Below are 15,247 nucleotides of genomic sequence, written 5' to 3'. Positions count from 1 at the left end.
GAGCCATTGCTACACCCGAAACCACAGAACTTTGTGCCGAACCTTTAGAGGGCAACCCCAACTTACCAATTAAGTTGATACAGTACGTCAAAAACACCGAAGAAATCTTGATGATTGACGAACTCAAAACCAATTTACCTGTAATTGATGAGTATTTAAGTCAACGACAACCAAAAAGTTTGTTGTGCTTGCCAATTCTTAATCAAGGACACTTAATTGGAATTTTGTATTTAAAGAATCGCTCCACTAGTAGTGTGTTTACAAGCGAGCGCATCCTTATTCTCAACTTTCTTTGTACCCAAGCGGCCATTTCTCTGGAAAATGCCCGTCTTTATCAAGATTCACAAATTTATGCTCAACAGTTAGAACAATCTCTAGAAAAATTACGGCTGAGTGAAGCCCGCTTTCAGAAACTAGCAGATAATGTTCCTGGCATGATTTATCAGATCCGAATTAAAGCCGATGGTTCAGCTTCAGTACCCTACGTCAGTTCTGGGTGTCAAAGACTTTACGAAGTCCCAGCAGAAGATTTCTTGTCGGGGAAATGTAGCCTGCGTGATTTTGAACATCCCGACGATGGAGCAGAGGCCCTTCGGGCAGTTGTTGAGTCAGCGAAAAATCTCACCCCATTTCAGCATGAGTGGCGCATTGTTACACCCAATGGAAATATCAAGTGGGTAAAAGCGGCTTCTCAGCCAGAACGCGGTGAGGATGGTGAAATGGTATGGGATGGAATTCTAATTGATATTAGCGAGCGCAAACTTGCTGAAGTTGCCATTAAGCAAAAATCTCAAGAACTGGAAAATGCTCTCCAAAAACTGCAACAAACCCAACTGCAAATGATACAACAGGAAAAAATGTCTGCACTAGGTAACTTAGTTGCTGGAGTAGCTCACGAAATGAACAATCCTCTCGGCTTTATTTCGGCTAGCCTCAAACAAGCTAAACCTATCTTGGCTGATATCACTGAACACCTAAAATTATATCAAAAAGCTCTACCGAATCCGGAAGTAGAAATTCTCGCTCATGCTGAAGAAATTGACTTAGACTATAGCTTAGAAGATATGCCAAATATGCTCGACGCAATGGTCATAGCTTCTGAGCGATTAAAAAATATCAGCACTAGCTTAAGAACTTTCTCCCGGTCCGATCGAGATTATAAAGTGCTATTTAACATCAATGAAGGCATTGACAGTACAATTTTAATTCTCAAACATCGCCTCAAAGCGAATGAGCAACGTCCAGAAATTACCGTCGTAACTGAGTACGATAATTTACAGCCAATCGAGTGTTTCCCTGGACAACTCAATCAGGTATTTATGAATATTCTAGCTAATGCCATTGATGCTTTAGATGAGTCAAGTATAGGTCGGAGCTTTGAGTATTTAAAGCTAAATCCACACAAAATTATAGTGAAAGCTGTCATGGAAAATCATACCTTAAAAATATCAATTGCTGATAATGGTACAGGAATAAGCGAAGATGTCAAAGCATGCATATTTGACCATTTATTTACTACGAAAGGAGTGGGGAAAGGCACAGGATTAGGACTAGCGATCGCCAAGCAAATTGTGGAAGAAATACATGGGGGGAAAATTGAAGTTAATTCGGTTTTAGGGAAAGGGACAGAATTTATGATTTATCTTCCCATTCCTGATAATTTTAACATAATTAATTAATGGGATTCTGGCAAACTTTATACTGTACGTTCGCTCCTGCTTGAAAGGGTGAGAGGAATTAATGGCTTGACAATACTGCTCGGTTAGCAGAAGGAAGAATTGATGTTGGGTTTCTTCGTCCTCCAGTTGAAGACACTCTTTTTAAAACAGAAACGATTTTTCAAGAATCTTTAGTAGTCGCGTTACCAGAAGGACATATTCTGGCAGATGAGACAAAGGTGTCCGTGCGATCGCTCTCAAGCGAACAATTTATTTTATTTCCTCGAAAGCTAGCTTCAAAGCTCTACGACGCAATTATTAGTTTTTGCCAACAGGAGGGTTTTAGCCCTCAAGCGGCACAGGAAGCATCTCAGATGCAAACAATTGTCAGTTTAGTTGCTGCTCAGATGGGAATAGCGATAGTACCTGCATCAATGAGGCATTTACAACGAACCGGAGTTGTTTATAAAGCTGTACAAGAGCAAACTCCAGAGGTGGGAATTAACATAATTTGGCGACAGCAGGATAATTCTCCAACTGTACAACGTTTTTTAGAAGTCGTTAGAGCGTATTTGGCACCAACACAAAAAAGCCCAGGCTCAACACCTGGGTTTTAAAAAAAGCTATCTGGCATGAATCAGGGAAAAAAAACGTGTTACATACTTTGGCGCACTCCTATCTTGTACGTAGGTATTTGAGCATATATGTAGAACTTTTGAATGTAGTATAAGCGCTTTGCTATTACATATAACTTTAGCAATGCCAGAAATTGTACGGTATTCAATTCTTGCGGAAAATATCATAAGCTTGCACAAAGTTTGAACTACGAGCGATCGCGATACGCTTTTGGTGTCATCGTCGTATGCTTGCGAAAGAGAGCAATAAAATGACTTGGGCTTTGAAAACCAATAGCATCGCCAATTTCAGCAATTGACATTTTTTTCTCTGTCAGTAGTTTCTTGGCTCGCTCGATTCTGCAATTAATAACGTATTGATGGGGCGTAAAACCTGTGGATTGCTTAAATAAGCGGGCAAAATGATAGGAACTTATTTCCGCCACACTAGCCAGTTCTGCCAGTACCAACTCATTTTCCAAATTTTCGTTAATATACTCAAGCGTTTTACAAAGCTTATACTTGGGTAAACCTCCAGTATAGGATTGAATGTTCTGCCTATAAGTAGAGTGTTGCTGTAGGAGATGACTTGCCAGAGCAGTTGCCAGTGATTCTCCGTAAAGACGCCCAGATAAACATCCAGCCTCCAATTCTGCCTTAAGTGCCAACCCAATATTCTGAATTTGGGGACTAATGACTCCCAAGTTAGGTGTAATTTCAACGCGATCTGCATAACCCAACTCCCCTGCAACTTGGGTAATGAGAGTTGGTTGAAGGCGCAATACCAAGAAATCACTATCCTCCAAACTGATACCCTTACACGACATACCAGGAGGAAGAATAGTTATTTCACCGTGTGTAAAGTTTTTGCTCAGAAGACGCCCATCCCACATAATTTCTGCTTTTGTCGGATGCTTAAAATGTAGGTTAATTATGTAGTCAGATAATAGTTGTGGAGGTAGCTCGTGAGCTGGCATTTGCCAATACTCAACAAGAATGCTGTTCCATCCTGCTTTCTCACTTGAAAGCATTGGAACTCCAAATTTACCCTTTATCAAATTTGCTTCTGGATCGCGAGCTTGTGATACTTCACCTTCAGGCATTGTTGTTGCCACTTAGTATAAACTTTATTCCAAAATTCGCACTTACAGGTAATAAGTGCAACACGATATGCTTTTACTACTTAATGATAACACTTATGTCAAGGGTATGAGCAGTAATTCTTACCAGAAGGGATGACGTAACCTGTAGAGCTAAGAATAATAAAAAATAGAAATTTATTAAGGATTAGAAAATATGAATAGAGTCTTGTTAACTTCTTTAATGTTTATCTTTTTGTTGCTGTTTATTGTCTCTCCATTTGCCGCTCTCGCTAGCTTAATGATTGTCTTGCTAGTCTCAGCTTTCTTATTGTTTATTCGTAATATTTTTTTGGCAATTATCGGTGATGGTTAGTGATTAGAGTAGGGTGGGCATTGCCCACAACCATAAATGTTTTGGTGGGCAATGCCCACCCTACTTCTATATATCTACAAACTCGTCATCAACTTATCTAACTCTTGAGATAGATCGACTTTTGAATTAGGGAATTTTTGAAATAAAACTCCGGCTAGATAGTAATAATCACCAGAATAAAAAGCCATTCCGTGCTTACGTAATTCTTCAATGTGCTTCTTAACTTTTGATTCGGAGCTATAGTAGCCAAATTTTAAAGGCAAAACAAAAAACTTGGTTACAGAATAACCGTTAGCTTTTGCGTGATTAATAGTACTTTTTGGATTGGAATAACTAGACACTAACAGCAACACATTTTGGTAATCTAATGATAAAAGATTATTTGTTACTGTCGCACCATCTATCCCACCAAACAATAAAGGCATATAGATATCTTGGTCTGGTGCTGGTAAATATGGGGGATTAGCTACTAGATACTCTGCTTCTGGTTGAGAAGACTCGAACAAACATGAGTTATGAATAATGTATTTTTGATTTAAATTATACTCATCAATGTATGAATTTGCAGTTTTCCAAGCAGCCGCATTTAATTCAAATCCTTGTATTAAACCCTCAAATCTATTTCTTAAAAGAGAGTTAATAACAGGGCTTCCATCTCCCGAGCCAAATTCCACAATATATTCTGATTTGCTGCAATTTCTTAGAACTAGATTTTCTAAACAATTTGAATAGAAATTAGATTCTTCTGGGCAATAAAACACTTCTTTCATTGGACTTTGAACTTGCATAAATTTCTAACAAGAATTGAATAACGATTTAAGAACGAGAATCGAAAGGATGGGCAATGCCCACCCTCACAAAATAAGCACCTTACTGCTAACAGCAATTAACCATTAGCAATTAGCTATTTTTCTGTATGGATCGCACAACAGCATTAGCAGCGCGATCGCCCATAAGCTTTTCTTGGTCATAGCCAAGTACGAGTTGCCATGCTTCATTGGGATACATTTCTGCTAGAGGCAAAGCGACATTATCCAACATCCAACGTCCGTGACGTTCATCCTCCCGAATATGTAATTCCCAGTAACCCATTGCTGCTTCTGAAAGCCCCAATCGTTGTGCTGCTGCAAGATAATTTCTATAAGCAGCAGGTCCGGCTACCTCAAAATAAGTTAGACCACCGTTATATCGAAGGAAATAACGTTTGCACTCGGTCAGTAAAAAATTATTATTGTCGTTGGCAAGGACTTCCCAAGGAACTAAATCGAAATATCCTTCTGGTTCGACGTTCATCCCAAACTCATTTAACATTTGTGCAAAGAAAGTAGAGTGCTTGCGAGGAAAACGTCCATTGCCGTATTCTTCTAGCAATACCCGTATTAGAGTACATTGCACTTCATTAGCAGCACCGCCAAGGATTCGGGAAAGACGACTACCTTCCACTAAACCGTCAAATGAACCAATAGCAAGTAAGTGACAATAGCCAGCCTCACTCATAGAATTGCGTATGTAGAGGCTTCCTTCCGACAATTCAGGATCTAAGTCATATGCACAACGCTCAATTAGCGCTTGCTGAGCACTCTTGACATCCAATTGTTGTAATGCTTTTACATCAAGCTGCGAGAGTTCCCACTCTTGCCAAGCTGTTTCTATGCGATCGCGTATTTTATATAAATAGAAGGAGCGCTCATTGACGTAATGTCGCAAGTCATCGTACCAAAACAAGTTCAGACGATTAATACGGTAAAGGACTCGCTGAAGAAAAAGATGGGCAGCGTCATCACCTGCACCATTTTGGTAAGCAGCACGAATTGCCACAGAGAGGGTACTTTCAAACTCACGCTTGAGTTCTGGCTTGGCTTCGAGTTTTTTATCTAAATCCTCTGTCGCAAGCAGCTCTACAAATTGCCGCTCGGCACGGTCATAATTTGTATTTATTGTTTCCTCTATCTGCGTATTTTTTCTTTCAGCGTTTGCGATAGGGGACATAGGCAAGTCAAAAATGAGAAGTAAAAAGAAAAAAACGCAACCTCATATAGAGCAAGCATTTTCAATACTTGCCCTTAGTAAATTAAATGGGTAAAACCTATCTAAATTACTGTTCGAGTTCAGCGCTAGATACTTATATAATTCCTATTTAGTAACCTGTACTACATCTCTCGCAAGTGATAAAGAAAAATTAAGCTTTCCACCCTTGATTCATCCTACAGATACATAGGGACTGGGGACTGGGGACTGGGGACTGGGGAGATGGGGAGCAGAGGTGATGACTAATCCCCAATCACCAATCGCCAATCCCCAATCCCCTATGGCGTACTACTTGGAGTTGGAGTTGGATTCATAAGTTGACTTGGTACCAGCCTACTAGGCGGAAGTTGTTCTGTGGTAATTAGGGCTTCCATCACTGTCTTGACAATTGGTGCAGCAACAGTACTACCAAAAGCGTGCTGTCCTTTTGGCTCATCTACCAACGCCAACACCACATAACGGGGAGCTTCTACTGGCATAATACCTACAAAGCTGGTGATTTTAGCCCCGATGATGTACCCACCTGCAGCACTAGCTTTTTGCGCTGTACCTGTTTTACCAGCAATACGGTATCCTGGAATTTGAGATGCTTTTCCCGTTCCATCATCAACTACAGTTTCCATCATTTCTACAACTTTGCGGGTAGTCGCATAGGAGAAAATTTGGCGAGTTGCTGGTTGTATGGGTGAGTAATGAACAAGTCCATTGCTATCGACAAGAGCTTTCACTACGTGAGGCGAGACTAATTTACCACCATTGGCTAAAGCTCCATGCATTTGTACTAGTTGTAATGGTGTTAATGAAAAGCCTTGACCAAAGGAAGTTGTTGCGGGTTCAACTGGTGTAGCAAGAAATTGTTCTTGACTTTTTAATTGGCTGTTGACTGCAAAAGGCAAATCTGTATCTACACTTTGTCCTAAGCCCAAACGTTCCAACCAACCATAATAAGTTGATGGTCGCAACTTTTGAATAATTTGCACCATAGCTATGTTACTAGAATTTTGCAGAACTTGAGCTATGTTCATCCGCCCAAAACGTTTATTTTCTGCATTTCTAATTATGCGATCGCTAACCTGAATTGACCCGTTATCGTTAAATGTGTCTTCAGGTTTGATAATTCCTTCTTCTAAGGCAATGGCTATATTTAACGGTTTAAAAGTTGAACCTGGTTCGTAAAGGTCAGCTACCGTCCAGTTTTTAAACAGTGAAATATCTGCTTTGGAATATTCATTTGAATCATAAGTGGGATGGTTCACTAGAGCAAGTAAAGAGCCATCCCAAGCATCCATAACAATAACGGCTCCCCGTTTTGCCTTATATTTTTTGATCTGCTCTTTAAGTGCATAACGAGCCACTCTTTGCAAGCGGTTGTCAAGAGTTAATTGCAATCGCAGGTCATCAAAATTCAGAAAGCCTTCAGGAGCATAATCAGGCATAATTGCTCCGTTCCCGGCTCGACTGAGACGCATAGTTTGAACGGAACGCTCTAGCAATTTTTCTTGACTATATTCCACACCTGCTTGACCTCGACGGTCAAGGTTAACATATCCTACTACTTCTGAAACTAAATCTTGCTGTGGATAGAATCGAGAATATTTTTGAATTAACTCAAGCCCATTTAGGTGAAGGGCATTTAGGCGGTCTGCAACTTCTTCCGGTAATGCAACAGCTAATGTAATACCAGTTTTTTTATTATCAAACTTTTTTTCTAACTCAGTAGCATCTCGAGCCAATATAGACGCAAGCTGTACTGCCATCTCATGATTAGATTTTAAAAACAGCTTGGGATGGGCGTACAAAGTATAAACAGGGCGATCGATTGCCAACAAATCTCTGTTACGATCTACAACAGGACGGCGAGGCATAAAAGGTCGTAAATTCACCATCTGTTGACTTCGGGCTTTTTCTGTTAACTTTGTACCGCGCACGATTTGTAGTTGATACAAGTTAAAACCTAGCCCAAGCCCAAAAGCAATAAGCAGACCCCAAACTATCAATAGTCGGGTTTTCGTGTGACTAACTCCATCCGAATAGCGAAGTTCCAAACGTTCTGTTGGACGAACCAGAGGAACTTGGTTGTAGGTTTGTTCAATGTGTTGGTTTTGTCCAACTTTTTTTGAGACTCTTTGTCGTCGTTTGATAAACTCAGGTTTCGGAAAATTTTTAAATCTTGTTCTACTTGGTGGTGATTTTTGCATAAAATTGGTCACTGGTCACTGGTTACTGGTCACTGGTCACTGGTCACTGGTCACTGGTCACTGTTTAATATCCTGTTGGATTCAAGGTTTCCTGTTGGATTTCAGAAGTTGGGGTTTGAGAGTCGGGAGACGGAGAGGTTGAAGTCACGGGTGCGGGAGTTACAAAAATCATGCGATCGGGAGTGGGTGATAGTAGTTTTTCTGGTTGTTTCTGTGCTTGTTTTGCCATATTGCTTTTTAGCACTTCGTTAGTTGTCATCAATTGTCGTTCTTGGCGATTTAGGTTTTGCAGTTTGCGATATGATTGACTCCAAAGTTCCTGAGAATAAACTGTCAATCCATAGACTACAAGCGTGACAATAACTAACAAAAACGCTGCTATGGATGAATGACAATGTATTGCGTACAGGCGATCCAACCAAAAAGGAACAGCTTGAGCGGAAGGCATAACAGGAAGATTTCTCAGCTTTGGTTTGTTGACCTCAGCCCTAAGAAAGGAAGTTTTTTGGGGACTGAACGGGTTAATTGTGGTTCGCTGTAATGGAGGCTGAGGATTTTGTGAGGGGTATCTTCTTTGTTTGGAAGCAGTTAGTGGAGAAAAGGTAGACCCTGGAGTTGAGTTGGGTCTAAACTGTGTTGCGCGGGCAACTTCTTGATGCGTGGCAAGTTTTGTTTGGTTCCTATTTTGGCGCTTTCTAGCACTTTTAACAGCAGATTGAGATACGCTGTCTGTTGCAGAAACACCTGATTTTCGAGCAATAGACATAATTGATTTGGATAAAAAATACTGTAACGTTATGCGGTTGACTGCTGACTGTTAACTGGTAACTGTCAATGAATCAAGTAACACCCTACACTGAATCAACACAATTCTGATAGGTAGCTGCACTAATCTTCGCATTCTCCCTAAAGGCACGGTTTTCAGGGAAATGAGATTGGTTGGCAATTTTTACTGAAAATTCGCTCCTGCGATCGCTGAGGGATCGCATTGCCTTAGTATGACAATCCCAAACTTCATAAACAAGAGTGTGCAAAAAATAGATTTTTTGGTAACATGATTCGATTAGGAAGTCTATTCACCATGTTTCCTAACCTTCTGCCTATATCCATAGGAAGAATTGAACCCTTTTCTTTCAATGAGTATTCCAAAGTCACTTAAAAAAAATCAACAAATAGGGTATCTTATTCAACAGGCTAAATTCGTTCTTGCCGCAATTGGTGAAAGAGGAGTTATGAAAGTAAAAATCCTTAGTCTTACCTTGATGTTGAGTCTCGCCGCAGTTCTCGGAGCTTGTGAAGGTGGTGGCGGTGGTGGTGGCACCACTGGTGGCGATACTTCTTCCCCAGCAGCTACGTCTACATCGGCTCCCGAACCCACTGACACTGGCGCAGCATCCCCTGCACCTACTGCTACTACCACGGATAGCCCAACTGCAAGCCCCAGCCCCTAAGTCATTATCTCAAAAACCAAACTCACACACTGAGATTGTTGCAGCGCTTCTCACGAAAATTAAGTCAGTCAACATTTTTAAAGAACAACTAGGTGGATGGCTGTGTTTTGAGTAGGCATGAGACATTCGCTCTCATTGTTGGCTAAATTTTCACGATCCCGCGATCGTGCATGTCGTACCAGATTCATCGATCTGGTAGTATTTTTTAACCTTACCAGGTTTACGAGGAAACCCGGTTTCTAACTGAAGCCGGGTTTCTTCATAGTTTCGGTACTGTAAGTCTTGGGCAAAATACATATATCCTAAGATTGTCTAAAAGTTCGCCCATCTCCCAAATAGTTTTTGATTGTGAAGCGAATTACATTTACCGTTTTAAGCGTTAGCACGACCATAATAGTAAGTATAAATAACCATTGGGGGGTAGTTATGGCATTACCACTTGAACAAGACATACCGGAGGAAATTTTGCGGATGGAAATTATTACAGCCGCGCGATCGCCTATTGATGGTCGTCTTGTCAGTGCTGCCGAGTATGCAAAATTACAAGCACGAATTTCAGTCAATCCTCCTCCAAAGCTTGATATTAAGATCAGAGAACAAGTTTTTTTATTACGGGTACGTAAATTTTTACTTCAGATTTTCCCTTTTTTAGACATATGAATGGGGACTAGGGACTAGGGACTGGGGATTGGACATAGAACATAGGCAATAAAGTCTCCTTTGTTCCCCTTGTTCTAGTCCCCTATTCCCAGTCCCCGATCCCCAGCCCCCAATCCCCAATTTTCTAACCCAGGTACGATGATTACAGCGACAAAATTTGCAAATAAATGTAAAGAATAGTAATAGAAGTTTTAAAAAGTTAGTTTACTTAGCCAAGTTACTAAACGTAGGTAGCTCCATGTCTATGACCACTATAGCCCCAGAACAAGTTAACCGTATAGTTTGGAATCAGCATCACGATCCCTTTGAAGTATTAGGTGCTCATCTTGTTGAAGAAAATGGCAAAAGCAATCGTTGGGCTGTGCGAGCTTACCTACCAAATGCTAGTGCAGTGACAGTCATCCTTCCAGAAGAACGGAAGGAGTACCCGATGGAAACCATTCACGATGCTCACTTCTTTGAATGCACCATAGAAACACAAGAACTCATTAACTACCAGCTTCGCGTTAAAGAAGGGGAACACGAGCGAGTCATTTATGACCCTTATGCTTTCCATTCTCCCAAGTTAACAGAGTTTGATTTGCACCTATTTGCAGAAGGCAACCATCACCGAATTTATGAAAAACTAGGAGCACACTTCACAGAAATCAATGGTGTCACGGGTGTTTACTTTGCTGTTTGGGCTCCCAATGCTCGAAACGTCTCAGTCATCGGAGATTTTAATAGTTGGGATGGGCGCAAACACCAAATGCGTAAAGGGTCTACCGGTATTTGGGAACTATTTGTTCCTGGATTAGGGGTAGGAGAACATTACAAATATGAAATTAAAAACATAGAAGGTCACATTTACGAAAAATCAGACCCCTATGGTTTTCAACAAGAACCGCGCCCCAAAACCGCATCCATTGTCTCAGATTTAAATGCTTACACTTGGAGCGATGAAGACTGGCTAGAAAACCGCCGTCATAGCGATCCCCTAACACAACCAGTTTCTGTCTACGAAATGCATTTAGGGTCTTGGTTACACGCCTCAAGTGCAGAACCACCTAAACTACCAAACGGTGAAACCGAATCCATTGTCGCCATATCAGGACTCAATCCGGGCGCACGCTTTTTAACGTATCGAGAACTGGCAGATCGGCTCATTCCCTACGTAAAAGATTTGGGATACACCCACATTGAAATACTACCTGTTGCCGAACACCCCTTCGATGGTTCTTGGGGCTATCAAGTTACCGGATATTACGCTCCCACCTCCCGTTACGGTAAACCAGAAGACTTTATGTATTTTGTTGACCAATGCCACAAAAACGGTATTGGGGTAATCGTCGATTGGGTTCCCGGTCATTTTCCTAAAGACGGTCATGGCTTAGCATTTTTTGATGGGACTCACCTTTACGAACACGCCGATCCCCGTAAAGGCGAACACAAAGAATGGGGAACTTTGGTGTTCAACTACTCACGCAACGAAGTCCGAAATTTCCTAGTTGCAAATGCCCTGTTTTGGTTTGACAAGTACCACATTGATGGCATCCGCGTTGATGCTGTTGCCTCCATGCTCTATCTTGATTACTGCCGTAAAGATGGAGAATGGGTCACCAACCAATACGGTGGTAGAGAAAACCTAGAAGCAGCTGATTTCTTGCGTCAAGCCAATCACATCGTATTTAGCTATTTTCCAGGAGTTGTCTCAATTGCCGAAGAATCTACTGCATGGCCAATGGTATCTTGGCCTACATACACTGGAGGATTAGGCTTTAACTTAAAGTGGAACATGGGTTGGATGCACGATATGCTGGACTACTTCAGCATGGACCCATGGTTCCGGCAGTTCCATCAAAACAACATCACCTTTAGTATGTGGTATCACCACAGTGAAAACTATATGTTGGCACTGTCTCACGATGAGGTGGTACATGGTAAGAGCAATATCATTGCTAAAATGCCTGGGGATAGATGGCAAAAGTTTGCCAATGTGCGTTGTTTGTTTGCGTATATGTTTACTCACCCTGGTAAGAAAACCATGTTTATGAGCATGGAATTTGGACAGTGGAATGAGTGGAATGTTTGGAGTGATTTGGAATGGCACTTATTCCAACACGAACCGCACCAACAGCTCAAGGAATTTTTTAAGGAACTCAACCATCTCTACCGTTCTGAACCAGCTTTATACACCCAAGATTTTGCAAGAGAAGGATTTGAATGGATTGACTGTAGCGACAATCGCCACAGCGTAGTTTCCTTTATCCGTAAAGACAAAGACTCCGATGATTTCGTTGTCATAGTTTGTAACTTTACACCCCAACCCCACTCCCATTACCGTATTGGCGTTCCAGAACAAGGGTTCTACACCGAGTTATTCAACAGCGATGCCCGTCAATACGGTGGTAGCAATATGGGTAATTTAGGTGGTAAGTGGACGGATAATTGGTCATTCCACAGCCGCCCGTACTCACTAGATTTGTGTTTGCCACCTCTAGGAGTACTGGTTCTGAAGTTAGATAAGGAAAAGACAGCAGAAGCACTGGCTAATTCATAATTTGTAAGTTTTAGAGGATGCCTCAAAGAAGTATTAAATTTTCTGCACGATCCCCCTAAATCCCCCTTAAAAAGGGGGACTTTGAGAGCATTTCTTCTGCCCCCTTGTTAAGGCTGCGGTGTACACACATCTTTAGAGATCCCCCTAAATCTCCCTTAAAAAGGGGAACTTTAAAGATTTTCCCCCCTTTTTAAGGGGGGCTAGGGGGGATCTAGGAAACTTTGATACATCACTAAAAACTTTTTAGACATCCTCTTAGGGTCTTCTAAATCAAAAAATGCCCCAAAATTTTATCTTGTAGTGCCGACATCTGGCCCGCCATGAATTTGGAAGTTGTGGTGCGGGCATCTTGCCCGCCATGAGTCAAGGACGGGCGAGGACGCCCATCCCACAAGATAATTAATTCCTTCGGTGTCATTCAATTACCTAAATACGTAGCCCACCATTCGCGCTTTGTTGGGCAATGCCTACCCCAGTCACAAGCAAAATACTGGAAGCAAAAAAAACTTAATCTTTTTGCTTCCAGTATTTCTTTGTTAGGAAATGCTTGTTTCTTCCAAACCCATAGCTATAAATAAATCCAATTGCTATTTAAAGAGCAGATAACAAATCGTTTTGTTGTTATGTACACTTTGAATAGGAGCAGATAGATGTCAAGTTAAGAAAGTAACAGGCAACATTCCCGAACAGTATTGACAATGTTTAACTTTTCATTACTGAGTTTTACAGACTGCAAGACTTCTTCACTTCTTTCTTTAGATAGATAAGTAAATATACTTAACAGTATCTTCATATTTCTAAGTTGGAAATGGTACAAGAGTACTGAAAATATTATAAAGTTACTAAAAAATTGTTTTTTATAAAATTAAGTTGACTGAGGAGATAACAACAGTGAGCAATTTAAAGTCATATTATGATTCCAAAGGCATTACGACCCCAGCCGAGTTGCTTCCAAGAGAGATCGAGTTATATGAGCGTCTTTCGGAAGACAATTTACTTGTATCTAAAGCTTATGAAGAATTAAATCAACAATTAGAAACAACGAAACAGAAGCTAGAAGAAAAAGAAAAGAAGCTAAAGTCAAGGACAATTAAGGATTACAGTATTGTCATAGCAGCAAGTATGGTAAGCTTAGCTGTTTTCTTTGGAACAATGTTTGTACAAGAAAGTCAAAGAAATAAAGAATTGCTTCGACAAGTAGATTCTTTAAAAGCAAGTGAAGTGGTTAGAGAAAACGAACAATTGAAAATTGAAATAGAAGTATTAAATAGTCAACTAGAAGTATTCAAACAACAAAAACAAGATGAAGAATGGAAGTTTTACTTAATAGTTGTAGGCAGTGGTTGCATAGGAATTTTAATTGGAATTTCAGGTACATTCTTATTAATGTATTTTAAAAACTAAGTAACTTTCCTTAGAGGATGTTTGTATGTGAGTCCGGCGTATAGAGTGTACAAGTGTGGGCACGTAAAGAGGTACAACTGTGTATATGTGATAGTGGTATTTTAATTTGGGTTCAGCCAGTTTTCTACTTTTAAATTTGGGTACACGGGAAAATTCACGAACATTGTTTGTAACTAAGGTTAGATTTAGATTGAGTGCATGAGCAGCAATTAATAAATCATTACCACTTATGGGCTTTCCTTGACTTTCGCGCATAAGTACGAATCTTTGCGTAATGATAATCTACATTGCTCGTTAATGATAATACAGGAATCATGTCTAAAGCCAAGGAAATGCGCTCTTTCAATCTAAGTGAGTTCTTTTTTTCTGCGCCTAGTTTGGAAGAGAGTATTTACCTTTGCTTGTTCAGCATTCGCTTGTTCTACCATCGCACCCACCGCTAAAGAATTTGGGATAAAAACTTACGAGTGCGATCGCGCTGTGGATTTTGAAAGAATTCATCCGGGGTTGCTTCCTCAATAACTAAACCACCATCCATTAAAACCACTCGGTCAGCAACTTCACGTGCAAAACCTACTTCATGAGTAACAACAACCATAGTCATACCATCAGCAGCAAGAGTTTTAATAACATCCAAAACTTCTCGTACCATCTCTGGATCTAAAGCTGAAGTCGGCTCATCAAAAAGCATTATTTTGGGTTGCATAGCTAAAGATCTAGCAATTGCAACTCTTTGTTGCTGTCCTCCTGATAATTGTCCTGGATATTTTTGTGCTTGTTCCAAAATACCCACTCGTTCCAATAACTGCATTGCCACTTCTTCGGCTTTAACCTTTGAGTGTTTCCGAACCCAGATTGGTGCTAAAGTAATATTTTGCAAAACTGTTAAGTGAGGAAACAAATTAAATTGTTGAAACACCATTCCCACTTCTTGACGAATTGCTTCAATATTTCGCAAATCATTTGTCAGAGCAATACCATCAATTTCAATCCGTCCCTGTTGGTATTCTTCTAAAGCATTAAAAGTACGAATAAAAGTTGACTTACCCGAACCCGAAGGTCCCATAAGTACAACAACTTCTCCCCGATTTACTGTTAGGCTTACACCTCGTAAAACGTGAAATTTTCCATACCACTTTTGAACATCTTGGGCAATAATAATTTGTTGGTTTGTCATTTGTTATTGGTCACTGGTCACTGGTCACTGGTCACTGGTCACTGATTACTGGTCACTGATTAC

At 40.6% G+C, this 15,247-nt stretch carries 14 protein-coding genes and 1 pseudogene; 7 read left to right on the top strand and 8 right to left on the bottom strand.

Translation table 11 applies throughout. The annotated features are described in order from the left end of the window. Both ACKTT2_RS29805 and ACKTT2_RS29800 read left to right on the top strand, forming a co-directional pair. On the top strand, positions 1-1,679 hold a 1,679-nt coding region (locus tag ACKTT2_RS29805), incomplete at its 5' end, for an ATP-binding protein (protein ID WP_407893481.1). Positions 1,680-1,768: 89 nt separating this feature from the next. Continuing rightward, a pseudogene (locus ACKTT2_RS29800) lies at positions 1,769-2,275 on the top strand (LysR family substrate-binding domain-containing protein); the annotation flags it as partial. Positions 2,276-2,481: 206 nt separating this feature from the next. Here ACKTT2_RS29800 and ACKTT2_RS29795 read toward each other — a convergent pair. Next, positions 2,482-3,375 (bottom strand): helix-turn-helix domain-containing protein, encoded by an 894-nt coding sequence (locus ACKTT2_RS29795; protein ID WP_407893478.1) that lies wholly within the window; start codon positions 3,373-3,375, stop codon positions 2,482-2,484. Positions 3,376-3,568: 193 nt separating this feature from the next. On the opposite strand from ACKTT2_RS29795, the gene ACKTT2_RS29790 reads away from it, so the two are divergent. Beyond that, the gene (locus ACKTT2_RS29790) at positions 3,569-3,727 is read left to right on the top strand and encodes a hypothetical protein (protein WP_407893476.1); all 159 of its coding nucleotides are present in this window, start codon (positions 3,569-3,571) and stop codon (positions 3,725-3,727) included. Positions 3,728-3,801: 74 nt separating this feature from the next. On the opposite strand, the gene ACKTT2_RS29785 is transcribed toward ACKTT2_RS29790, so the two are convergent. The 5 genes from ACKTT2_RS29785 to ACKTT2_RS29765 form a co-directional block, all read right to left on the bottom strand. Then, complete coding sequence (locus ACKTT2_RS29785; protein ID WP_407893487.1) at positions 3,802-4,497, bottom strand: class I SAM-dependent methyltransferase; 696 nt, start codon at positions 4,495-4,497, stop codon at positions 3,802-3,804. 130 nt (positions 4,498-4,627) lie between these two features. Then, entirely contained in the window at positions 4,628-5,716 is a 1,089-nt protein-coding gene (locus tag ACKTT2_RS29780) for an iron-containing redox enzyme family protein (protein ID WP_407893474.1), read from the bottom strand. Positions 5,717-6,033: 317 nt separating this feature from the next. Beyond that, on the bottom strand, positions 6,034-7,953 hold the full coding sequence (locus ACKTT2_RS29775) for a peptidoglycan D,D-transpeptidase FtsI family protein (protein ID WP_407893485.1): 1,920 nt from the start codon (positions 7,951-7,953) through the stop codon (positions 6,034-6,036). Positions 7,954-8,017: 64 nt separating this feature from the next. Further along, positions 8,018-8,719 carry a hypothetical protein gene (locus ACKTT2_RS29770; protein ID WP_407893472.1) on the bottom strand — a complete coding sequence of 234 codons (702 nt, stop codon included), beginning with the start codon at positions 8,717-8,719 and terminating at the stop codon, positions 8,018-8,020. Between the two features lie 85 nt (positions 8,720-8,804). Continuing rightward, positions 8,805-8,987 carry a hypothetical protein gene (locus ACKTT2_RS29765; RefSeq protein WP_407893470.1) on the bottom strand — a complete coding sequence of 61 codons (183 nt, stop codon included), beginning with the start codon at positions 8,985-8,987 and terminating at the stop codon, positions 8,805-8,807. Between the two features lie 198 nt (positions 8,988-9,185). Here ACKTT2_RS29765 and ACKTT2_RS29760 point away from each other — a divergent pair, with 198 nt between their 5' ends. Then, positions 9,186-9,404 (top strand): hypothetical protein, encoded by a 219-nt coding sequence (locus tag ACKTT2_RS29760; RefSeq protein WP_407893468.1) that lies wholly within the window; start codon positions 9,186-9,188, stop codon positions 9,402-9,404. A gap of 150 nt (positions 9,405-9,554) precedes the next feature. Here ACKTT2_RS29760 and ACKTT2_RS29755 read toward each other — a convergent pair whose 3' ends face one another. Next, positions 9,555-9,701, bottom strand: a complete 147-nt coding sequence (locus tag ACKTT2_RS29755; protein WP_407893466.1) for a hypothetical protein — start codon at positions 9,699-9,701, stop codon at positions 9,555-9,557. 51 nt (positions 9,702-9,752) lie between these two features. Between ACKTT2_RS29755 and ACKTT2_RS29750 the strand changes: the two genes are divergently transcribed. The 3 genes from ACKTT2_RS29750 to ACKTT2_RS29740 all read left to right on the top strand — a co-directional run bounded on the left by ACKTT2_RS29750 (position 9,753) and on the right by ACKTT2_RS29740 (position 14,007). Then, positions 9,753-10,064, top strand: a complete 312-nt coding sequence (locus ACKTT2_RS29750; RefSeq protein WP_407893464.1) for a glutathione S-transferase — start codon at positions 9,753-9,755, stop codon at positions 10,062-10,064. 244 nt (positions 10,065-10,308) lie between these two features. Then, on the top strand, positions 10,309-12,603 hold the full coding sequence (gene glgB, locus ACKTT2_RS29745) for a 1,4-alpha-glucan branching enzyme (RefSeq protein ID WP_407893483.1): 2,295 nt from the start codon (positions 10,309-10,311) through the stop codon (positions 12,601-12,603). An 891-nt stretch (positions 12,604-13,494) separates the two neighbouring features. Further along, positions 13,495-14,007 (top strand): SH3 domain-containing protein, encoded by a 513-nt coding sequence (locus ACKTT2_RS29740; RefSeq protein WP_407893462.1) that lies wholly within the window; start codon positions 13,495-13,497, stop codon positions 14,005-14,007. Between the two features lie 439 nt (positions 14,008-14,446). Here ACKTT2_RS29740 and ACKTT2_RS29735 read toward each other — a convergent pair whose 3' ends face one another. Continuing rightward, on the bottom strand, positions 14,447-15,184 hold the full coding sequence (locus ACKTT2_RS29735; protein WP_407893459.1) for an amino acid ABC transporter ATP-binding protein: 738 nt from the start codon (positions 15,182-15,184) through the stop codon (positions 14,447-14,449). Positions 15,185-15,247: the final 63 nt, after the last annotated feature.

This window comes from Scytonema hankhaensis NUACC26 (assembly GCF_045865695.1).
Lineage (GTDB): Bacteria > Cyanobacteriota > Cyanobacteriia > Cyanobacteriales > Nostocaceae > Scytonema.
The sequence above is the reverse complement of the archived record's forward strand: the minus strand, read 5'-3'. Positions and strand labels throughout refer to the sequence as shown.